22 protein-coding genes, 2 tRNA genes and 2 rRNA genes are annotated in these 20,369 nt (G+C 56.6%); 9 read left to right on the top strand and 17 right to left on the bottom strand.

Going from position 1 to position 20,369, the window contains the following annotated elements:
- Window positions 1–8: 8 nt before the first annotated feature.
- The 5 genes from ID864_RS21310 to hpxU form a co-directional block, all read right to left on the bottom strand.
- A complete protein-coding gene (locus tag ID864_RS21310) occupies window positions 9–746 on the bottom strand; it encodes an amino acid ABC transporter ATP-binding protein (RefSeq protein WP_048917060.1) in 738 nt (245 codons plus the stop codon).
- Complete coding sequence (locus ID864_RS21305; RefSeq protein ID WP_048917061.1) at window positions 727–1,383, bottom strand: amino acid ABC transporter permease; 657 nt, start codon at window positions 1,381–1,383, stop codon at window positions 727–729. Before ID864_RS21305 ends, ID864_RS21310 begins: the two co-directional genes overlap by 20 nt.
- Window positions 1,384–2,049 carry an amino acid ABC transporter permease gene (locus tag ID864_RS21300; RefSeq protein ID WP_048917062.1) on the bottom strand — a complete coding sequence of 222 codons (666 nt, stop codon included), beginning with the start codon at window positions 2,047–2,049 and terminating at the stop codon, window positions 1,384–1,386.
- 10 nt (window positions 2,050–2,059) lie between these two features.
- Window positions 2,060–2,845, bottom strand: coding sequence for a transporter substrate-binding domain-containing protein (locus ID864_RS21295; RefSeq protein WP_133624366.1), 786 nt, complete (start codon window positions 2,843–2,845; stop codon window positions 2,060–2,062).
- Window positions 2,846–3,110: 265 nt separating this feature from the next.
- A complete protein-coding gene (gene hpxU / locus ID864_RS21290) occupies window positions 3,111–3,950 on the bottom strand; it encodes a MurR/RpiR family transcriptional regulator HpxU (RefSeq protein ID WP_048917064.1) in 840 nt (279 codons plus the stop codon).
- A 199-nt stretch (window positions 3,951–4,149) separates the two neighbouring features.
- Between hpxU and ID864_RS21285 the strand changes: the two genes are divergently transcribed.
- The 5 genes from ID864_RS21285 to ID864_RS21265 all read left to right on the top strand — a co-directional run bounded on the left by ID864_RS21285 (window position 4,150) and on the right by ID864_RS21265 (window position 8,150).
- Window positions 4,150–5,736, top strand: a complete 1,587-nt coding sequence (locus ID864_RS21285) for a gamma-glutamyltransferase family protein (RefSeq protein ID WP_191150327.1) — start codon at window positions 4,150–4,152, stop codon at window positions 5,734–5,736.
- A 35-nt stretch (window positions 5,737–5,771) separates the two neighbouring features.
- Window positions 5,772–5,960 (top strand): oxalurate catabolism protein HpxX, encoded by a 189-nt coding sequence (gene hpxX / locus ID864_RS21280; protein ID WP_048917066.1) that lies wholly within the window; start codon window positions 5,772–5,774, stop codon window positions 5,958–5,960.
- A complete protein-coding gene (locus tag ID864_RS21275) occupies window positions 5,957–7,354 on the top strand; it encodes an AtzE family amidohydrolase (RefSeq protein WP_099753620.1) in 1,398 nt (465 codons plus the stop codon). Before hpxX ends, ID864_RS21275 begins: the two co-directional genes overlap by 4 nt.
- 1 nt (window position 7,355) lies before the next feature.
- Window positions 7,356–7,739, top strand: a complete 384-nt coding sequence (gene hpxZ / locus ID864_RS21270; protein WP_048917068.1) for an oxalurate catabolism protein HpxZ — start codon at window positions 7,356–7,358, stop codon at window positions 7,737–7,739.
- Between the two features lie 114 nt (window positions 7,740–7,853).
- Entirely contained in the window at window positions 7,854–8,150 is a 297-nt protein-coding gene (locus tag ID864_RS21265; protein WP_048917069.1) for a helix-turn-helix domain-containing protein, read from the top strand.
- A 22-nt stretch (window positions 8,151–8,172) separates the two neighbouring features.
- Here the strand turns inward: ID864_RS21265 and ID864_RS21260 are convergent, their stop codons facing one another.
- The 4 genes from ID864_RS21260 to ID864_RS21245 all read right to left on the bottom strand — a co-directional run bounded on the left by ID864_RS21260 (window position 8,173) and on the right by ID864_RS21245 (window position 11,746).
- On the bottom strand, window positions 8,173–8,880 hold the full coding sequence (locus ID864_RS21260) for a helix-turn-helix transcriptional regulator (RefSeq protein WP_099753621.1): 708 nt from the start codon (window positions 8,878–8,880) through the stop codon (window positions 8,173–8,175).
- 419 nt (window positions 8,881–9,299) lie between these two features.
- Window positions 9,300–10,259, bottom strand: a complete 960-nt coding sequence (puuE, locus tag ID864_RS21255) for an allantoinase PuuE (RefSeq protein WP_191150326.1) — start codon at window positions 10,257–10,259, stop codon at window positions 9,300–9,302.
- A 33-nt stretch (window positions 10,260–10,292) separates the two neighbouring features.
- Window positions 10,293–11,030: an allantoin racemase gene (gene hpxA, locus ID864_RS21250; RefSeq protein WP_133624380.1), complete on the bottom strand. Its 738-nt coding sequence runs from the start codon at window positions 11,028–11,030 to the stop codon at window positions 10,293–10,295.
- Window positions 11,027–11,746 (bottom strand): GntR family transcriptional regulator, encoded by a 720-nt coding sequence (locus tag ID864_RS21245; RefSeq protein ID WP_099753623.1) that lies wholly within the window; start codon window positions 11,744–11,746, stop codon window positions 11,027–11,029. Before ID864_RS21245 ends, hpxA begins: the two co-directional genes overlap by 4 nt.
- 146 nt (window positions 11,747–11,892) lie before the next feature.
- Here ID864_RS21245 and ID864_RS21240 point away from each other — a divergent pair, with 146 nt between their 5' ends.
- Entirely contained in the window at window positions 11,893–13,389 is a 1,497-nt protein-coding gene (locus ID864_RS21240) for an NCS1 family nucleobase:cation symporter-1 (protein WP_048917075.1), read from the top strand.
- Between the two features lie 56 nt (window positions 13,390–13,445).
- Here the strand turns inward: ID864_RS21240 and ID864_RS21235 are convergent.
- A tRNA-Asp gene (locus ID864_RS21235) sits at window positions 13,446–13,522 on the bottom strand.
- 132 nt (window positions 13,523–13,654) lie between these two features.
- Window positions 13,655–14,410, bottom strand: coding sequence for a DNA polymerase III subunit epsilon (dnaQ, locus tag ID864_RS21230; protein ID WP_048917076.1), 756 nt, complete (start codon window positions 14,408–14,410; stop codon window positions 13,655–13,657).
- A 51-nt stretch (window positions 14,411–14,461) separates the two neighbouring features.
- Between dnaQ and rnhA the strand changes: the two genes are divergently transcribed.
- A complete protein-coding gene (gene rnhA, locus ID864_RS21225) occupies window positions 14,462–14,929 on the top strand; it encodes a ribonuclease HI (protein ID WP_048917077.1) in 468 nt (155 codons plus the stop codon).
- A 44-nt stretch (window positions 14,930–14,973) separates the two neighbouring features.
- On the opposite strand, the gene ID864_RS21220 is transcribed toward rnhA, so the two are convergent.
- Window positions 14,974–15,696: a class I SAM-dependent methyltransferase gene (locus ID864_RS21220; protein ID WP_048917078.1), complete on the bottom strand. Its 723-nt coding sequence runs from the start codon at window positions 15,694–15,696 to the stop codon at window positions 14,974–14,976.
- 44 nt (window positions 15,697–15,740) lie between these two features.
- Here ID864_RS21220 and gloB point away from each other — a divergent pair, with 44 nt between their 5' ends.
- Window positions 15,741–16,496, top strand: coding sequence for a hydroxyacylglutathione hydrolase (gene gloB, locus ID864_RS21215; protein ID WP_191150325.1), 756 nt, complete (start codon window positions 15,741–15,743; stop codon window positions 16,494–16,496).
- Window positions 16,497–16,568: 72 nt separating this feature from the next.
- Window positions 16,569–17,948, top strand: a complete 1,380-nt coding sequence (mltD, locus tag ID864_RS21210; RefSeq protein WP_048917080.1) for a murein transglycosylase D — start codon at window positions 16,569–16,571, stop codon at window positions 17,946–17,948.
- 46 nt (window positions 17,949–17,994) lie between these two features.
- Here mltD and ID864_RS21205 read toward each other — a convergent pair whose 3' ends face one another.
- The 5 genes from ID864_RS21205 to ID864_RS21185 form a co-directional block, all read right to left on the bottom strand.
- Entirely contained in the window at window positions 17,995–18,759 is a 765-nt protein-coding gene (locus tag ID864_RS21205; protein ID WP_191150324.1) for a class I SAM-dependent methyltransferase, read from the bottom strand.
- Between the two features lie 17 nt (window positions 18,760–18,776).
- A complete protein-coding gene (locus ID864_RS21200; RefSeq protein ID WP_048917082.1) occupies window positions 18,777–19,580 on the bottom strand; it encodes an endonuclease/exonuclease/phosphatase family protein in 804 nt (267 codons plus the stop codon).
- 178 nt (window positions 19,581–19,758) lie between these two features.
- Window positions 19,759–19,835 (bottom strand) — tRNA-Asp (locus tag ID864_RS21195).
- 100 nt (window positions 19,836–19,935) lie between these two features.
- Window positions 19,936–20,051: ribosomal RNA gene (rrf, locus tag ID864_RS21190) — 5S ribosomal RNA — on the bottom strand.
- 214 nt (window positions 20,052–20,265) lie between these two features.
- Window positions 20,266–20,369: ribosomal RNA gene (locus ID864_RS21185) — 23S ribosomal RNA — on the bottom strand; the annotation flags it as partial.

Raw genomic sequence — 20,369 nt, 5'->3', positions numbered from 1 at the left:
CGTTGCACTTAACTCAGGCCACGCACCGAGGAGATAAATTGTTTAAGTTCTGTCGTTTGCGGGTTGGAGAACACCGTTTTGCTGTCGCCCTGCTCCCAGACGCGCCCCTGGTGCATAAACACCACGCGGTCACCCACTTCACGGGCAAAGTTCATTTCGTGCGTCACCAGAATCAGCGTCATGCCCTCTTGTGCCAGCTGTTCCAGCACTTTCAGCACCTCACCCACCAGCTCCGGGTCGAGCGCCGAGGTGATTTCATCACATAACAGCACTTTCGGCGACATCGCCAGCGCGCGGGCAATCGCCACGCGCTGCTGCTGGCCGCCGGAAAGGTTGGCCGGGTAGTAATCGACACGGTCAGCGAGGCCGACTTTTTCCAGCATCTGGGTAGCCAGCAGGCGGCACTCGGCTTCGCTTTTTTTCAGTACCCGGCGCGGCGCCAGCATCACGTTTTCCAGCGCGGTCATATGCGGGAACAGATTGAAGTTCTGGAACACCATGCCGATCGAGCGGCTGATGTCACGCGCCTGGGAATCGCGGTCGGTGATGGTCATGCCGCCGAGTTTGATGCTGCCTTCCTGATAGCCTTCCAGACCGTTGACGCAGCGCAGCAGGGTACTTTTCCCCGAGCCGCTGCGGCCGATAATCGAGATCACTTCACCCATTTCGATGTCGAGATCCACGCCTTTCAGTACGTGGTTGTCGCCATAATATTTTTGCACCTGATTAATGGTGATGAGCGGCATTGAATTTCTTCTCCAGATACTGGCTGTAGCGCGACAGCGGATAACACATCAGGAAGTAGCCCAGCGCTACCAGCCCGAAGACTTTAAACGGTTGATAGGTGACGTTATTCAGAATGGTGCCCGCCTTGGTCAGTTCGATAAAGCCGATTATCGAAGCCAGCGCGGTGCCTTTCACCACCTGCACGGCAAAGCCCACGGTCGGGGCCAGCCCGATGCGCAGCGCCTGCGGCAGCACCACGCGCAGCAGCGTCTGGCCGAAGCTTAACCCCAGGCAGCGGCTGGCTTCCCACTGCCCCTTTGGCAGCGCTTTGATGCTGCCGTGCCAGATATCCACCAAAAAGGCGCTGGTGTAAAAGGTCAGGGCCAGCGAGGCGGCGGTCCACGGCGACACATCGATGCCGAACAGCGCCACGCCGAAAAAGGCGAGGAACAGCTGCATCAGCAGCGGCGTGCCCTGGAACAGCTCAATATAGCCACGGATGAAACGGTTAGGCCAGACGCGCCCGCCGAGGCGCACCAGCACCAGCGGCAGCGCCACCAGCGTGCCGCCGAAAAAGGCGGTTAATGACAGCGCGATAGTCCAGCGCGCCGCCAGCAGCAGGTTGCGCAGAATGTCCCAGTCGGTAAAGGTGTTCATTTATGGCTGCTCCCCAAACCATTTCCGTCCCGCTGCCAGCAGCAGCTGACGCATGGCAATCGACAGCGCCAGATACATCAGCGTGGTCACCAGGTAGACTTCAAAACTCAAAAAGGTGCGCGACTGGATCAGGTTGGCGGCGAAGGTCAGCTCTTCATAAGAGACCTGCGACACCACCGACGAACCGAGCATCACGATAATGCACTGGCTGACCAGCGCCGGATAAATACGTTTCAACGACGGCGGCAGCACGATGCGGATAAAGGTCTGCGTGCGGCTCAGGCCGAGCACGCGCCCCGCTTCCCACTGCCCTTTCGGCGTCACCTGAATGCCTGCGCGGATAATTTCCGTGCTGTAAGCGCCAAGGTTAATCAGCATCGCCAGCAGTGCGGCTTCGCCCGCCGTCAGTTTCAGGCCGAGATTGGGCAAGCCAAACACGATAAAAAACAGCTGCACCACAAACGGCGTGTTGCGGATCAGCTCGACGTAGACACCCCAAATGCGGCTGAGCACCGTCGGTTTTCCGCTGCGCAGCGCAGCGCCAAAGATCCCCAGCGCCACGCCGCCTACCGTTGCCATTACCGTTAGCTGGATAGTCACCCACAGGCCGGAAATCAGTTCCGGCCAGTAGGGCCACAGTGCAGGAAAGTTCAGTTGCCCCATCATCAGTCTGCCCTTACGCGCCGAGGTCAGCCGGCAGCGGTGCTTTCAACCACTGTTCAGAGAGGCCGTTCAGAGTTTTGTCCTGAATTGCCTGCTCGATCAGCGCATCAACTTTGGCCTTCAGGGCCGGTTCTTCTTTCTTCATGCCAATAAAGCACGGTGAGTCTTTCAGCATAAATTTTGCCACCGGCGCTTTGTCGGCGTTCTGGCGGGAAATCGCGGCCACCACCAGGTTACCGGTCGCCACGTACTGCACCTGCCCTGACAGATAAGCGGAGAGCGTGGTGTTGTTATCTTCATAACGCTTCACCTCGGCGTCTTTCGGCGCAATACCGGTCAGCACCATATCTTCCACCGCGCCACGCGTCACACCGATGGATTTGCCGCTCAGCTCGGCGGCATCTTTCAACGTGCCATCTTTCGGGCCAAATACGCCCAGGAAGAACGGCGCATAGGCGCGGCTAAAGTCGATCACTTTCTCGCGCTCCGGGTTTTTACCAAGGCTGGAGATGACCAAATCCACCTTATTCGTTTGCAGATAGGGAACGCGGTTAGCGCTGGTGACCGGCACCAGCTGCAACTTAAGTTTCATCTGCTTCGCCAGATACTTCGCCATATCAATGTCGTAGCCCTGCGGCTGTAAATCGGTACCGACCGAACCAAACGGTGGGAAGTCCTGCGGCACAGCGATACGAATAACGCCACGCTTTTCAATATCCTGCAGCTGGTCGGCATGCGCCACGGTGGTCTGAGTGAACAGCACGGCGCCAGCCAGTAATGCGAGTAAACCTTTTTTCATCTTCACTTCCCCGGTTAATACATCATGAAACGAAAGATTCTTAAAGAATTTATTTGCAACTAATGTGCCAGCGCGCGGCACACTGCATAAATTTTTGGTCTTAAGCGGTAAGCGGGAAGAAAAAAGCGTTTATTCGCCTGCAATTAGCCAATAAAAACACGGAAGGCACGGCGGATTAACAGGTGGGCAGAGGCAGGAGTTGGGGAATAAAATGGGGCGCGATGGCGCGCCCCAAAATCATGCAAAGCACCAAAACAGTGCCCCATTAGCGCTGTTCCAGTTCATCCAGCTGGCTGTAAAGGTCGGCGATCTGATGAATGCGCTGGCGGCCATCGCTTAACAGTTCATGCAGCACTGCATTCGCCAGCAGGTTGATCAGGCTGTTGGCCGCGGCGTAGCTGTCAAACGCCGAAACGCTGTCGAGCGGGGCGCAGAGCTGCCAGCGCGCCAGAGCAATGACGCCCTGCGCCTGCGGCTCGCACAGCGCCAGCGTTGGGATGCCGCTCTGCTGCAGCTGCTGCAGCAGCGGGCGGATGATGCGCGGACGGCGGCGGAAAGCCATCACCACCACCAGATCGTCGGGCGTGAGATCCACCAGCTCCTCGGCAAGCGTCTGGCCCGGCTGCGGCAGTAAGTGCACCTGGGCGCGGGCCTGAAGCAGCTGCTGTCGCAGGTGCAACGCCACCGGATACGCGTTACGTAAGCCAATGATAAAAATGCGTTTACTGTTGGACAACGCCTGCACCACCTCTCCCAACTGCCCGGTATCGATAGCGTTAACCCACTGGGTGAGGTTGGCCATCTCCTGCTTGTAGTGGCGCGCCAGCAGCGTGTTGCCCTGCACTGCATCGCGGTTGTCGGTCAGCGGCATCCCACTCTGGCGCAGGGTACGCAGCTCGTCGCGCATATCCTTATATTTTTCATAGCCCAGGCGCTTAAACAGGCGGCTGACCGTAGCCTTCGAGACCCCACTCAGGCGCGCCAGCTCCGCGCTGTTATAGCTGATCAGATCGTCGAAATGGTCAAAGGCAAAATCGGCGATACGCTGTTCCTGCGGCGACAGCTGTGCGTAATGGCTGCGCAGGCGTTCATCAAGCTGCTTCATGGCTTCTGCCCTGTAACTTTTGTTTCACGGTCTGGATGATATACAAATAACGTGCCCGTCTGTAGCGCGGCGCACTAAACATTTTTTGTTAAAACCGGTGCTGACCGACAGTTTTTCAATTCCCTGCGTCCATCATCCGGCAAACTGGAACGGCTATTGCTTATATTAAGCTATCAGCAATCTGGACGACGAGAATGGAATGAATCAAAGCAATATCGCGCCGCTGGGTATGGCGGTCACACCTCACCACCTGGCATCAGAAAGCGCACTGGGTGTATTACGCGAAGGCGGCAATGCCATTGAAGCGATGGTTGCTGCGGCTGCCACTATCGCCGTGGTCTACCCGCATATGAACGGTTTGGGCGGTGATGGTTTTTGGTTGATCCTGCCGCCAAACGGCGAGCCGATCGCCATTGACGCCAGCGGTGCCGCCGGTTCGCTGGCCTCAATCGATTTCTACCAGGGCCACGCCACCATCCCGCATCGCGGTCCTGAATCGGCACTTACCGTAGCGGGAACCGTCAGCGGCTGGGAGGAAGCGCTGGCGGTATCCAAAGAGCTGGGCGGCCAGCAGCGCCCGCTGCCGCGCCTGCTGGCCGATGCCATCCGCTATGCTGCTGACGGAATTCCAGTGACGGAATCCCAGGCGGTGGCCACCGCCAGTAAACATGCCGAGCTGGCTAATCAGCCCGGCTTTGCCGCGACCTTTCTGCCCGATGGCGAAGTGCCCCGCCCCGGTAGCCGCTTCACCCAGCCCGAACTGGCGGCGACCTTAATCCACCTGGCAGAAGCCGGGCTGGAGAGCTTCTATCGCGGTCCGCTGGCGCGCCAGATTGCCAGCGAGATGTCACGCCTTGGCATGCCGGTAACGCTGGAAGATCTCAACCGCCAGCAGGCAAAACGCCGCAGGCCGCTGCGCATCCGCCATCAGTACGGCGACGTATTCAATATGCCGCCGCCCACTCAGGGCCTGGTTTCGCTGGCGATCCTCGGCATTACCGACCATCTGGCAATGGCAGATGCTGACGAAGCGCAAACCATTCACCGCATTGTCGAAGCCACCAAGCTGGCCTTTGGCCTGCGCGACCAGCACATCACCGACCCGCTGCATATGCGGGAAGAGATGCAGGCGCTGCTCGACAGCGATCGATTGCAGCAGTTGGCTGCATGCGTCGATGTGGATCGCGCCGCGCCGTGGGGCACCGGCAAAGGCCCGGGCGACACGGTGTGGATGGGGGTGATGGACAGCAGCGGGCTGGCGGTGAGCTTTATTCAGAGCATATACCATGAATTCGGTAGCGGCGTGGTGATCCCGGGTACCGGCATCACCTGGCAGAACCGCGGTGCCTCTTTCAGCCTCGATCCTGAGCATCTGCTGGCGCTGGTACCGGGCAAACAGCCTTTCCATACCCTGAATCCGGCGGCGGCGCGCCTGACGGATGGCCGCACCATGGTGTATGGCTCGATGGGCGGGGACGGCCAGCCGCAAACCCAGGCGGCGATTTTTACCCGCCATGTAATTCAGGGGATGGCGCTGCAACAGGCTATCGGTGCTCCGCGCTGGCTGCTGGGCCGGACCTGGGGCCAGGCATCGGATTCGTTAAAGCTGGAGGGGCGCTTCAGCGCAGAGACCGTTGCCACGCTGCGCGAGCTGGGGCATGAAGTGGAGATGTTAGCGGATTTCAGCGAGGCCGTCGGCCATGCCGGAGCGATTGTGCGCCACATCAACGGCATGCTGGAAGGCGCCTTCGACCCGCGCAGCAACGGCAGCGCGGCCGGTTTTTAACCGAGTTGAAAATTTAAAGAGACAGGGGAGAGATCATGAAACAAGACACACCCGACTGGGCAGCCTACGTGGCACAGATGGAGCAGGTGCTGGCGCTGGAGCTGGACGAGACTCGCCGCGCCGAACTGCTGACTCAGTTTAGCCGCATTGCCGCGATGGCGGCGCCGCTGATGGCTTTCCCGCTCGACGATCGCCTTGAAGTGGCGGGGGTATATAAAGCATGAATCTGGCGTCCTTATCGATTGCAGAACTGAAACGCGCGCTGGCGGCGGGTGAGCTGAGCGCGCGCGATATCGCCAGCCAGACGCTGGCAAATATTGAGCGCCATAATCCCGCGCTGAACGCCTGGACCCACGTCACTCAGGAGCGCATGTTACAGGAGGCTGACCGCCTCGATCGCCTGAAGCGTGAAGGCCAGCCGCTGCCCGCGCTGGCTGCCGTACCCTATGCCGTGAAAAATCTGTTCGACGTGGCCGGTCACAGCACCCTGGCGGGAGCCAGCCTGTTCAGCAACCGCACGGCGGCGCGTCAGGATGCCTGGGCGGTCCACAAGCTGGCCGCCAGCGGTGGCCTGCTTTCCGGTATGCTCAATATGGATGCTTACGCCTACGGTTTTACCACTGAAAACAGCCACTACGGGGCAACCCATAACCCGCACGATCTGACGCGCATTGCCGGAGGCTCTTCCGGCGGTTCTGCCGCCGCCGTCGCTGCCGGAGTGGTCCACTTCTCTCTCGGCACCGATACCAACGGGTCGATTCGCGTGCCCGCTTCGCTGTGCGGCATCTTCGGCCTGAAACCGACCTTTGGCCGCCTGTCGCGCAGCGGCAGCCATCCTTTTGTTGCCAGCCTCGACCATATCGGCCCCTTTGCGCGCCGCGTCAGCGACCTGACGCAGGTCTACGATGCGCTTCAGGGGCGTGATGCGCAGGACAGTTTCCAGGCGGAGAAAGCCATGCAGCCAGTCGCCCCCCTGCTGGAGCGCGGGATGGAAGGCTTGCGTTGCGGCGTGCTGGGCGGCTATTTCCAGCAGTGGTGTGACGACGATGCACGGCTGGCGGTGGCTCAGGCGGCGAAAGCGCTCAACGTCAATGATGAGATAGTGCTGCCGGAAGCCGAACTGGCGCGCGCGGCGGCTTTTATTATTACGGCGTCCGAGGGCGGCAATCACTACCTGCCCGCACTGCGCCATTCGCCAGAGCGCTTCGAGCCGCTGTCGCGCGAGCGCCTGCTGGCCGGGGCGATGATCCCCTCCGCATGGTATGTGCAGGCCCAGCGCTTCCGCCGTCATTTTCAGCAGCAGGTGCTGGCACGCTTTGCCGAGGTCGATGTGCTGATCGCCCCGGCCACGCCGACCAGCGCTACGCTGATTGGTCAGGAAAGCATGCGCATTAACGGCAGCGATCTGCCGGTGCGCGCCAGCATGGGGATACTGACGCAGCCGATCTCATTCCTGGGCCTGCCCGTCACCACCGTACCACTGCGCACTTCCTCGGGGCTGCCAATCGGATTACAGTTGATCGCAGCCCCCTTTAAAGAGGAAGCCTGCCTGCGAGCTGCACGCGTGCTTGAGCAGATGGGCATTGCGCAGGCCGCGCCTGCCAGCATGGAGTCATAACATGAAAAGTGAATATATTGATCGCCCGGGCATTCTTGCCGAGGTCACCGCCGCGTTTTACCGCTATGAAGAGGCGTTAATCAGCAACAATGTTGCGGTACTGGATGAACTGTTCTGGCATGACGAGCGTACGGTGCGCCTGGGGGCCGGGGAGAATCTGTACGGTATTGATGCCATCAGAGAGTTCCGCGCTTCACGCCCGTCTGCCGGCTTAGACCGCCAGCTACAGAACACCGTAATAACCAGCTACGGCGAGGACTTTGCGGTCTGCAGCACCGAGTTTACCCGTGAAGGCAGCGAACGAATAGGTCGCCAGCAGCAGACCTGGGTCAGGTTACCCTGCGGCTGGCGGATTGTTGCAGCCCAGGTCAGCCTGATGAGCTAAATTGCGTTTTTCAGGGGCCGCTCACGGCCCCTTACGATCCGTACTTTACACGGTGGCAACGTCCCCCTGCTGATGATAAAACTCCCTTTCCAACGATGTGAAAAGGAGAGACACATGACCACCACCCGCCCCAGCATCGCTGCCAGAGCAAAACCGCTTAATGAAGACTGGCATCGCGAAGAGATAAAATGCGCTATACGCCTTAAAGGCTACTCTATTGCCTCGCTGTCCCGTGCATACGGTCTGGCGGGCGGCACGCTGGCGAATGCCCTGACGCGACCGTGGCCAAAAGGAGAGAAAATTATTGCGCTGACGCTGGGTATCAAGCCTGAAGTGATCTGGCCCACGCGTTATGAGATGCGCCGCAAGGCGAAGGTGAAAATGCAGAAAAGATATGATGGGGAAGCGTGATTTGCTCCCCCTTTTGAGAAGGCTATTGTTCAAATGGCATAATTGAATCACTGCTTTGGAAAATACTTTGCGGAATAAAATTATTAAAGCCGTGCTCAATGCAGTAATCAATCAGGCCTCGTTTATTACCAACACCAGATTTTTTATAAATACGACATAGGATATCCTCCACCGTACGGTTGGGAACGCCAATAGCGGCTTCGATCATTTTCGGTGTAAATGACTGACAGGTGTAGAAGATGATCTCCCACTCTTTATCAGTGAATATTTCGGTGGGTGGAGTAAACATCAACGAAGTAGGGATTTTTATTTTCGCCAGGCGCGTAATGAAAACAGACTCAACCGGGCGACAGTGTGCGATGACGCCTAAGGGTGTGCCATCTTCATCCAGAATAGGGAATTTTTCACAGTACCAGGGCTGTAGATAGTTCAGTTGGTCGAAATTATGAACTTCTACAGAAGTTACGCGATCTTTAGCGATTTCTACTTTACGATCGTGGGCCTGAAACTGAGGTTCAAATTCGTGTATTGCCAATGGTAGCTCACGATCGAAAAGTCCCTCCATATTAAAACCTTTTGGCAAACCAATAAAATTTCTCATACGCACATTCGAATATACGAATTGAGAAAGATTATTTTTTACTATCCATGGCTCACTACTCCCCTCCCAAAACCTGATAAAAGGATTAATGATCTGTTGAATTTTTGAATCTTTCACTTTTTGGCACATAGTTTTATCCTTAATTTTGTAATTACCGCATCCCGCAATAACTATATGCTCAATATCTCGATAATTAAGAGCCGACAGCAAATATCCGCACTTTTTGAATTAGTAATTCAGCCAATTTATAAATTATGCGATCTAAACGGGCGAGGAGACACTCATGAATTCCCCATGAATTATTTCCATCGCTAAACGTCCGCAAACCGGTCTGAGCTCAGCCTGAGCACGCCGGAACGGCAAAACACGCTCCCTGCGGGCCTCGGCACGCGGCCAGGGATGGCCGTGCTGCCTCGCTACAGGGATGTATTCATGCCGGTGCGGAAAGCAGCCCTCCCTCCTGAAACCGGGCGCCTGTCATCCCGCGATAACCTTCAAATCCAATCTTTTGTGGGGGTGCCTCAGATCAGGAACCCGCCCGCAATCGATTAAATTTCCGGTGCCGGGTGTTTTGCCACCCAGTGCTCGGCAATCTGCTGACGGGTGCAGATCCACACTCTGTCGTGCTGCTGGATATGATCGAGGAAGCGCTGCAGGGCGCGGAAGCGGCCGGGGCGCCCCAGCAGGCGGCAGTGCATGCCAATCGACAACATCTTCGGCGCGCTGTCGCCCTCATCATACAGCACGTCAAAGCTGTCGCGCAGGTAAGTATAAAACTGCTCGGCGGTATTAAAGCCCTGCGGCGTGGCGAAGCGCATATCGTTAGTCTCCAGCGTGTACGGGATCACCAGATGCGGCTTCACGGTGCCATCCTGGCAGGTGACCTGGGTCCAGAACGGCAGATCGTCACCGTAATAGTCACTGTCGTAGGTCAGCCCGCCCTGCTCAACCACCAGACGCCGCGTGTTCGGGCTGTCGCGCCCGGTGTACCAGCCGGTCGGCGTTTTGCCGAACAGGTCGGTCAGGGTATCCAGCGCCTGCTGCATATGCTGACGTTCGGTTTTAGCATCCATGCTCTGATAGTGGATCCAGCGCCAGCCGTGGCTGACCACGTCATAATCGGCGGCTTTAATCGCTGCGACTATCTCCGGGTGGCGGGCCAGCGCCATTGCCACGCCAAACACCGTCAGCGGCAGACCGCGCTTCTGGAACTCGTTATGAATACGCCAGAAACCGGCACGCGAACCGTACTCATACAGCGAGTCCATCGACATATGGCGCTCAGGATAGCTGGCTGCGCCAATAATATCGGACAGGAACTGTTCGGAACCGGCGTCACCGTGCAGAACGTTGTTTTCCGCGCCCTCTTCATAATTGAGGACGAACTGCACTGCGATCTTCGCCTTGCCAGGCCAGGCGGCATGGGGAGGATTCCCGGCGTAACCGCGCAGGTCACGCGGATAGTTTTTGTTAAAGCTGTATTCTTTCTTTTCCGGTACATCACTCATGGTTTGACTCCCTGGTCGCGGAAAGGTATTGCCTTAGTTTAGGCGCTCAAACTGGCCCGACAGATTTTTTCGTATCGGGTAATCAAGATCGCCGTGTTTGCTGGTGTTTAACCCCAGCGCCAGCAGCGACTCGACCATTTTGACCGCGGCTGTTACGCCGTCGATCACTGGGATCCCCAGCTCACGCGTCAGCGTCTGCGCCAGATCGGCCATGCCGCCGCAGCCCAGCACAATTGCCCCGCTGCCATCTTCGCGCTTCGCCTGTATACAGCGCTGGCGTACTTTCTCCTGGGCGATACCGCTACCATCTTCCAGCGACAGCACCGGCAGATCGATAGCGTGCAGCGCCGCGCAGTGATGCTCAAAACCGTACTGCTGAAGCAGATGACGGGCAATGACCAGCGTGCGCGGCAGCGTGGTGACAACCGAAAAGCGCGTCGCCACCAGCGTAGCCATATGCATCGCCGCCTCGGCAATGCCCACCACCGGCCCCTGCGCCAGCTCGCGCGCGGCCAGCAGCCCCGGATCGCCAAAACAGGCGATAACATGGCCGCTAACGCCCTGCTCACGCCCGGCTTTCACCTGCTCCAGTACGCCAATCGCCGCAATGGCCTCATCAAAATGACCTTCGATAGAGGGCACGCCCTGCGTCGGACAGACCGCGAGGATCTCGGTATTGGCTCCTGCAACCGCACGCGCAGCCGCGCCGATAGTTTCCGTCATCGCCTGGCTGGTGTTGGGGTTGATGACCTGGATGACCTGCTTGTTCATGATCGTGCTCCTGTGGCGGCGAAGAGCCGGGCAAAGTCCGGCAGCGTCTCGCCACTGCGTTCAAAGCGCAGACTGGCGACAATATGATCGAAATGTTGCCGTAGTGAGTCAGTCAGGCGGGTAAGAGATTTCTCGCGCAGCAGCTCGACCAGCCGATCGTGATCGTCACAGCGGCAGCCCTGTTGCCACGGTGCGCCCCAGGCAGCGACCACCAGCGAAGAGCGTTGGGTCAGGCGCGTCACCATTTCGGTCAGTACCTGATTGCCGGAGATAGCCTGAAGCTGAATATGGAAGGCGGCAGAGAGGCGGATGGCGGCGGCACCGTCATGATCCTCATGCGCCTGCTGCTCCTGGCGATTGAGCTTTTCCAGCGCTGCCAGATGCGGTGCCTGGCAGTGCGCCAGCACGGCAGGTAGATTGGCGCACTCAATCAGGCTGCGGGTGCGGAAGATATCCTGCGCCTCTTCCACCGTTGGCGTGGCAACCTGTGCACCACGTTTGGGCGTTAGCGTGATCATTTGCACTGCGGCGAGGCGTTGCAGCACTTTGCGGATGCCGGTCCGGCTAACGCCAAAGACTTCGGAGAGCGCCTCTTCAGGTAATTTGCTCCCCGGAGGTAACTGATGTTCAACGATGGCGGTCATCAGCGCCTGATAGATGGGTTCGTCCTTGTCACCCAGGTCGGAGGCCGTTTTCAGCCCGCTTTCACTCTTCATTCCCTACTCCGGTCAACATCATTTCTGTCAGGAAGCGTACACAGGAATCACAACTTTTGTATACACGAAATTACAATCTGGCCTGGATCCTGCAATGTCTCCTGCAACCCGGTTTATTGATAACTGTATTCAGAGGAGCAGGTTTCATGCCAAATAGTGAAGTGTCTTCCCAGGCAGCAGCTGCTGGAGCCAATGCCAACTACAGCCCAAGGCTGTGCAATGAGGATCTGGCGCCGACGCGTGACCAGAACTGGAGCTGGTACAACATCTTTTCTTTCTGGATGTCCGATGTACACAGCATGGGCGGTTATGTGGTGGCGGCCAGCTTCTTTACGCTCGGGCTCGCCAGCTGGCAGGTTCTGCTTTGCCTGCTGGCCGGTATCTGCATTGTGCAGCTGTGCGCCAATCTGGTGGCGAAACCGAGTCAGATGGCTGGCGTGCCTTATGCGGTGATCTGCCGCCAGGCGTTTGGCGTCTTTGGCGCTAATATCCCGGCGGTGATCCGCGGTCTGATCGCTTTTGCCTGGTACGGTATTCAGACCTACCTGGCGGCGAATGCGCTGATGCTGGTCTCCCTTAAGTTCTGGCCGGCGCTGAGCACCCTGACACAATCTTCGTGGCTGGGCCTGTCGCAGCTGGGCTGGATCTGCTTCGGGATTATGTGGTTCCTGCAGGCGATGGTGTTCTGGCATGGAATGAACGCCATCAAGCGCTTCATCGATATCGCCGGTCCGGCGGTGTACGTGGTGATGGTGGCGCTGGCGGGATGGATTGTATACAAAACTGGTTTCAGCGGTATCTCTCTGACGCTGGCGAGTAAATCGCTGACCGGCGGGGAGCAAGCCTGGCAGATGATCACCGCCACTGCGCTTGTGGTCTCTTACTTCTCCGGCCCGCTGCTTAATTTTGGTGACTTCTCGCGCTACGGTAAAAGCCTGGGCGAGATCCGCCGTGGCAACCGCTGGGGCCTGCCGTTCAACTTCCTGCTGTTTTCGATCGTTACCGTGGTGATTGTCTCCGGCACGCAGTCGCTGTTTGGCCGCATGATTACTGACCCTATTGAAACCGTCAGCATGGTGGGTAACGATCTGGCCGTGGCAATTGGGCTGCTGACGATGATCATCGCGACCATCGGTATTAATATTGTGGCGAACTTCGTTTCCCCGGCGTTCGACTTCTCTAACTGTTCTCCGCAGAAAATCAGCTTCCGCACCGGCGGGATGATTGCGGCAGTCGGATCGGTACTGCTGACGCCGTGGAATCTGTTCCAGTCACCGGAGCTGATCCACTATACGCTGGACGTGCTGGGCGCGTTTATCGGGCCGCTGTTCGGGATTCTGCTGGCGGATTTCTACCTGATTAAGCGCAGCCAGATTTCGGTTGATGACCTGTTTGATGATACGCCGAAGGGGATTTACTGGTACAAGGGCGGCTTTAACCCGAAAGCGATTGCTGCTCTGCTGCCGTCGGTGGCGATTGGGCTGGTGATTAGCTTTATTCCTTCGCTGCATGCCGTGGCGAACTTTAGCTGGTTTATCGGTGTGGCGCTGGGTGCCGGGAGCTATCGCTGGATTGCACGCGGTGACCTGGCGGCGACCGTGGCGAAAGGCTATAACGCCAAAGTGGCGATGCAGAAAGAGTAGCGCAGCGTAGAAACGAAAAAGGCCGACTCTTACGAGTCGGCCTTTCTCTGAATGTTTGGCGGAACGGACGGGGCTCGAACCCGCGACCCCCTGCGTGACAGGCAGGTATTCTAACCAACTGAACTACCGCTCCACCGATGTTCCCCGTCGGGAACGAGGCGGATATTACGGGGCAGTCAGATGTTCGTCAACGCTTTTTCTGTGGATTAATATCAACTGCTGCGTTTTTCACCATCACGCGGTTTTATTATGCAAATTTAAAGCGTTATACCTCGTCAGCCTCTTCCTGAGGGCGCCATAAGCAGCTGCCACCCTTTTTCTGCACCAGGTCGAGACGCGCCTCGTGTGCCGCTACTTCGGCTTCACTGGCGCGCACTACCCGCAGCCCGGAGGCGGGGCGTTCGATGCGGTAGATGGTTTCGCCGTCGCTCTGCTCTTCACGATCCCCTTCCATCGAGAAGGCCAGCGAGGTTTGCCCGCCGGTCATGATCAGGAAGACTTCTGCAAGAATTTCGGAGTCAAGCAGTGCGCCGTGCAGGACGCGCTTGCTGTTGTCTATCTCATAGCGTGAGCAGATGGCATCAAGGCTGTTACGCTTGCCGGGGAACATCTTGCGCGCCATCGCCAGGCTGTCGGTGATCTGGCAGAAGGTTTCGGTCTTCGGAATGCCGCGCTGCAGCTTGGAGAATTCGTAATCCATAAAGCCGATATCGAACGAGGCATTATGGATGACTAACTCCGCCCCCTTTATATAGGCAAGGAAGTCGTCGGCAATGTCAGCGAAGGTGGGTTTATCCAGCAGAAATTCGTCAGCGATACCGTGAACGCCGAACGCTTCCGGGTCCACCAGGCGGTCGGGCTTGAGGTAAACGTGGAAGTTGTTGCCGGTCAGGCGGCGGTTGATCACCTCTACCGCACCAATCTCAATGATGCGGTGCCCTTCATAATGGACGCCGATCATGTTCATACCGGTGGTTTCGGTATCGAGTACGATCTGACGCGTTGTATTTACTGTGCTCATAGGACCCGTTTATGTCAGACTTGGCGTTTTTCTACGGAGAGTCTACCAGAGATGCTTAAGCAGGTAGAAATTTTCACCGACGGTTCGTGCCTCGGTAATCCAGGCCCCGGCGGTTATGGCGCGATTATGCGCTACGGCTCGCATGAAAAAACATTCAGTGCGGGTTTCCATCTCACCACCAATAATCGCATGGAGATGATGGCGGCGATTGTGGCGCTGGAAGCACTGACTCAGCCGTGTAACGTCACGCTGAGTACCGACAGCCAGTATGTGCGCCAGGGGATCACCAGCTGGATCCACAACTGGAAGAAGCGCGGCTGGAAGACTGCCGATAAGAAGCCGGTTAAAAATGTCGATTTATGGCAACGGCTGGACAGCGCCCTCAGCACGCACGAGATCCACTGGAAGTGGGTTAAGGGGCATGCCGGCCACGTAGAAAACGAGCGCTGCGATGAGCTGGCGCGCGCGGCTGCCGGCAATCCGACATGTGATGATGTGGGTTATCAGGCCGGCGCGTAACGCAAAAGCAATGAACGGGATAGAAGGCGATCCCGTTATACCATTCAGCCTCTGCGCCCTTCCCGGTACTGGCTGGTAGCACCCACGGCGTGCAGCTGGCGCTTGCTGGCACTCTTTTTCGCCGGGTTCATGGTCAGTGGGAAGGTACGCTTACGCGCGACGATCAGGTTTAAACAGCCGAGCGCGGGCAGGTGGGTGCTAATCACTTTCCCCCCCTGGCGGTTCCACGGCAGTACCTGGAAGCGCGAGCGGTGTATCACCTCATAGTTCAGCAGGCTCAGCCAGTCCATCAGGCGCATCTGGGTGAACATCCGGCTATTCCACGGCACCTTACGGTGCAGGCCGGGGATGAGCTTGCCGACTCCCAGGGCGCTGAAAATATTGAAGCCGCTGATGATCATCCAGCCGTCGTCGATCAACACCCTGTCCACCTCACGCAACACGCGGTGCGGATCGCTGCTCCATGCCAGCGTATGGGCCAGCAGGCAGGCATCAACCGATTTAGACTCAAAGGGCAGGCTTAGTGGGTCGGCGTGAACCTGCAGATTATCCCCGCTCAACCCAACGTTAACCTGATGCGAAATCGCACAGCTTTCAGTATCGATTTCCGCGCTCAGACTGCCTACCTTCAGCAGATGAAAACCATATAATTTAGCCAGGCTGGGGCGCAGCTGATGCGACAGCGCATCGCGATAATACTCACCGCAGGGGATTTGCGACCATGACTCTGGCACATGGCGAATATGACGTGTTTTAGCGGGCTTCATGCTTTACCATCTTCTTTCCATTGCGAGCATACGGGAGCGATCATATGAATCTTACCAGCATTCCAGCCCTTCAGGATAACTACATCTGGACGTTAAACGACGCGGCAGGCCGCTGTCTGATTGTCGACCCTGGCGAGGCCGCTCCGGTGCTGCGTGCCCTGGCAAAAAACCGCTGGCAGCCGGTGGCGATATTGCTTACGCACCATCATCACGATCACGTTGGCGGTGTGCCGGAGCTGCTGGCTCATTACCCCGACCTGACGGTTTATGGGCCGGAAGAAGCCCGAGATAAAGGGGCAAATGCGATCGTCAACGAGGGTGATAGCGTCGATGTTTTAGGCTGTAACTTCACCATTTATGCTACGCCGGGCCACACTTTAGGACATATCTCATATTTCAGCTTCCCTTACCTTTTCTGCGGAGACACACTCTTTTCCGCCGGCTGCGGGAGACTGTTTGAAGGCACTGCTGAACAGATGTTTCAGTCATTTCAAAAGCTTAATCAGCTTCCAGCTGACACTCTGGTTTGTTGCGCCCATGAATATACGTTATCGAATTTAACCTTTGCGCAGGCCATTTTCCCGCAAGATGCGGAGATAAGCCGCTACTATCGAGAAATTAAGGAGTTACACGCAAAAAATGGGGTAAGTTTGCCTACAAAACTGGGTTTTGAGCGAAAAATTAATCTTTTTTTAAGAACGCAAGATGTTGAATTACAACGCACTATTGGATTAGAAACAACTCCGCAACATGAGTGGCAGGTATTTGCGGCTCTACGCGAGAAGAAAGACCGTTTTTGATAATTTAGGTTGTGCTGAGGGGACCGACCACGTATTATTGCTCGTCTTTTAAGCGGAACCAATGACACACACATGAAGGCTAAAGCGATATTACTCGCCTCGGTCTTGCTGGTAGGGTGCCAGGCATCAAGGCATGATGCTAACATCCCTGAACAGCATGCACAGAGTTTGTCTTCGGCAGGTCAAGGTGAAAATGGACAGTACTCAGATAATATGTTGTCGCCGCGCTGGCAGGATGATGGAACATCGCTTGCGCAGGACAAAGATCTGTGGAATTTCATTAGCGACGAGCTGAAGATGAAGGTTCCGGATAATTACCGGATACGCGAACAAAAACAGAAATACCTGAAGAACAAGAGCTATCTCCACGATGTAACATTACGGGCAGAGCCGTATATGTACTGGATTGTCGAGCAAATTAAGCAACGCAAAATGCCGATGGAACTGGTACTACTACCCATAGTGGAGAGCGCTTTTGACCCTCATGCAACATCATCTGCGAATGCCGCTGGCATCTGGCAGATTGTGCCGCAGACGGGTAAAAATTATGGTCTTAAGCAGACCCAGTGGTATGACGGACGACGCGATGTTGTGGCATCGACCAAAGTTGCCCTGGATATGATGCAGCGCCTTAACGGTATGTTTGACGGTGACTGGTTACTGACGGTTGCGGCCTACAACAGCGGTGAAGGACGCGTGCTGAAAGCGATGAAAGCCAATAAAGCCCGTGGACGACCTACGGATTTCTGGTCTTTAGCGCTGCCAAAAGAAACGACGGTCTATGTGCCAAAAATGCTGGCTCTGGGGCAACTGCTCAAGAACAGTAAGCGATATGGCATACGTCTGCCCGCTCCCAACGAATCTCGTGCTCTGGCACGCGTTGAAGTGGGTCAGCAGATTGAATTGACGCAGGCAGCCGAAATGGCTGGCATGTCGCTAAGCAAGATGAAGACGTTTAACTCCGGCTACACGCGTGGAAAAACGGCCCCTAATGGTCCTCACTACATTATGGTACCGAAGTCCAACGTGGCTAAGCTTCGTAACTCACTGGCGACCGGGGATATCGCAGCGGTGCAGCCGACTTCACTTGCGAACAACAGCGTTTCATCCGGCTCCTATAAGGTGCGCAACGGTGACACGCTGTCCGGCATTGCCAAGCGTCTTGGCGTTCCGGTAAAAGATCTGCAGCGGGCAAACAATTTGCGCGGTGCCAGCATCAAACCGGGGCAGACGCTGAGCGTAAGCAGCAGTAACAGACTGGCAGATAACGGCGACAGCATCACCTATCAGGTACGTAAGGGTGATTCTCTGGCCAGTATCGCAAAACGTCACGGCGTAAACATCAAAGATGTGGTGCGCTGGAATAGCGTCGCCAGTAACAGTGCTAAGAACATCCAGCCCGGCGATAAGCTGACGCTGTTTGTGGATAATAGTGCGACACCTGACAGTTAGTCCGATACCAGACCCAATAAAAAGCCCGTCTCTAGACGGGCTTTTTTTATGGCCGCAGGGCCTCGATAAAGATGATATCGGTGCTGAAACTGCCATCCGGCCTGAGAGCGTAGTAGTTCTGGACGTCGTCAGGTGCTGCCTGCTGATAAGCCCTTATCGCCTGCACCATTACTTCAGGGGTGCGCATACGCTCTGTCCAACTGCTAAACTCCAGCTCCAACTTATCCTGCGAGAGAGCCTGCACGGCCAGACCGGCTTCGGTCATTAGCGTCAGCCACTCCCCAGGGCTGTAATCGCGCACGTGCGAGGTATCACGCAGCGCCTCTACCGTCTGTAACCAGATATCAAGCACCGGATTGCCCGGCGCGCTGACGTCCATAAAAATCACTCTGCCGCCGGGTTTGAGCACACGACACACCTCCCGCAGCGCACTGCCAACATCATGCCAGTGGTGTGCGGAGTAGCGGCTGATGACAATATCAAACGCGGCATCGGCAAATGGCAGGCTCTCGGCATAGCCCTGCTGCGTGCTGAGGTGGTGATACCCGCGCTCATCCGCACTCTCGCGCACTACCGCCAGCATCTTTTCCGACAGATCGTAGGCAATGACCTCTTTGACATGCTGAGCGGCAACAAAGCTCGCATGCCCTGCTCCGCAGCCCATATCCAGTACTTTCGCGTCTGAGGCACCAAACACCCGCTCTGCCAGCCGCACTAAATCCCGACCGCTGGCATGTACCGCGCTGGTCAGGTAGGCATTAGCCTGCTCGCCGAACTGTTTATCAACGTTGTCATGATGTTTTGTTGCCATTACGAGAAGCTTCCCTGTTATGCCAGCGATGGCGGATGAGCGTTAAATTCTACCAGCAGTGGGTTGTGATCTGAGGCGCGGGTGACCAGTACAGAAGCTTCTGCCACCCCCATTCCGCGATAAAAAACGAAATCCAGCGGACGCCCAAAGGCTTTGCGACGGTGATCGTCGGTGAAACGTACCTCACGCAGCCCCATTTCGCGTGAAAAACGATACAGGGCATTGATGCGTTGACGACTCCAGGCGTTAAAATCGCCTGCCATGATCACCGGGCCCTGATGGTGAAAGATCTGCTCACCGATCGGCCCTAGCTGCTTACTGTAAACATCAATACCCAGACTGAAGTTCACCGCGTGTATATTGACCACCATCAGCATTTGCCCACCGGGCAAGGGGTAAGCGGTGACCAGCGCTGACTTGGAGAGGCGCAGCAGCGGTTCACGCTCGCGCAGCGGGCAGCAATAGACCGGATGAGCTGAAGCCAGCGTCATGACGCCGGAAGGATGCTGGGGCAGAACAAAAGCGGGAACCTGGTCGGCCGCCAGGTAATTGGTGGTGGCGAAACGCACCAGCTCAGGCGTCGTTTGTGCCTCCTGCAGTAGAACCAGATGCGCATCTTTGCCAAAGTTTTGTAATACCGACAGCCACTCGGCGCGCTGCTGCTTGAAAATATTCCACACCAGTACCTTCAGGGTGGATTCGGTCGTTAGCGGGGCACCGGGCGGCAATGCCTGGCCGACATGCAGCATTGCCCCTGGCGGAAATATTTGCTCCGCTGGCTGCCCTGCTACGTATCTCATGGCATATGTTTTTTTCCGCACGTTACCGCCTGTACTTATTACTGCTGAATGAGCTTACCATCTATCAGTTATAGGGACTTTACTGCGTACTTTCAATCGGAGGAGGGTAATTCAAACGGGATTGTGCGTAAGGAAATGCAAATAAGAACTCAAATACAAAAAAGCCCTGACTCGTATGAGTCAGGGCTTCATGTTTTAGTGGCGGAACGGACGGGGCTCGAACCCGCGACCCCCTGCGTGACAGGCAGGTATTCTAACCAACTGAACTACCGCTCCACCGATTCTGTACTGAATTCAGACTGCGTCTGACTTCAGGTGTTTCGCCCTTACCTTGTCAGGGGTAAGGTCACGACCCGTAAACGGGTCTTAAATTGATGCCTGGCAGTTCCCTACTCTCGCATGGGGAGGCCCCACACTACCATCGGCGCTACGGCGTTTCACTTCTGAGTTCGGCATGGGGTCAGGTGGGACCACCGCGCTAAAGCCGCCAGGCAAATCTTGGTGCACGAAACGAATCTTTTGCACTGCTGCTGCGTTGGCCGCGCTTGTAAAGTCAGTCACATACTTCAGTATGCTCCTTTCTTTCCTTCGCTTGCCGCCTTGCCTCAGCACAAAATCTTTCGTTTCCGCTAAATTGTTATCCGGTTACAGGCTGAAAATCTCTTTTGCGTCTCTCGAACGCACACCAGAACGCTTCTGGCGTTGTAAGGTTAAGCCTCACGGGTCATTAGTACCGGTTAGCTCAACGCATCGCTGCGCTTACACACCCGGCCTATCAACGTCGTAGTCTTCAACGTCCCTTCAGGGGTC

Origin of the sequence: Erwinia aphidicola, from assembly GCF_014773485.1 — a bacterium.
Classification (GTDB): domain Bacteria; phylum Pseudomonadota; class Gammaproteobacteria; order Enterobacterales; family Enterobacteriaceae; genus Erwinia; species Erwinia aphidicola.
Note: the sequence above shows the minus strand (reverse complement) of the source record. Positions and strands in the feature narration are given on the sequence as shown.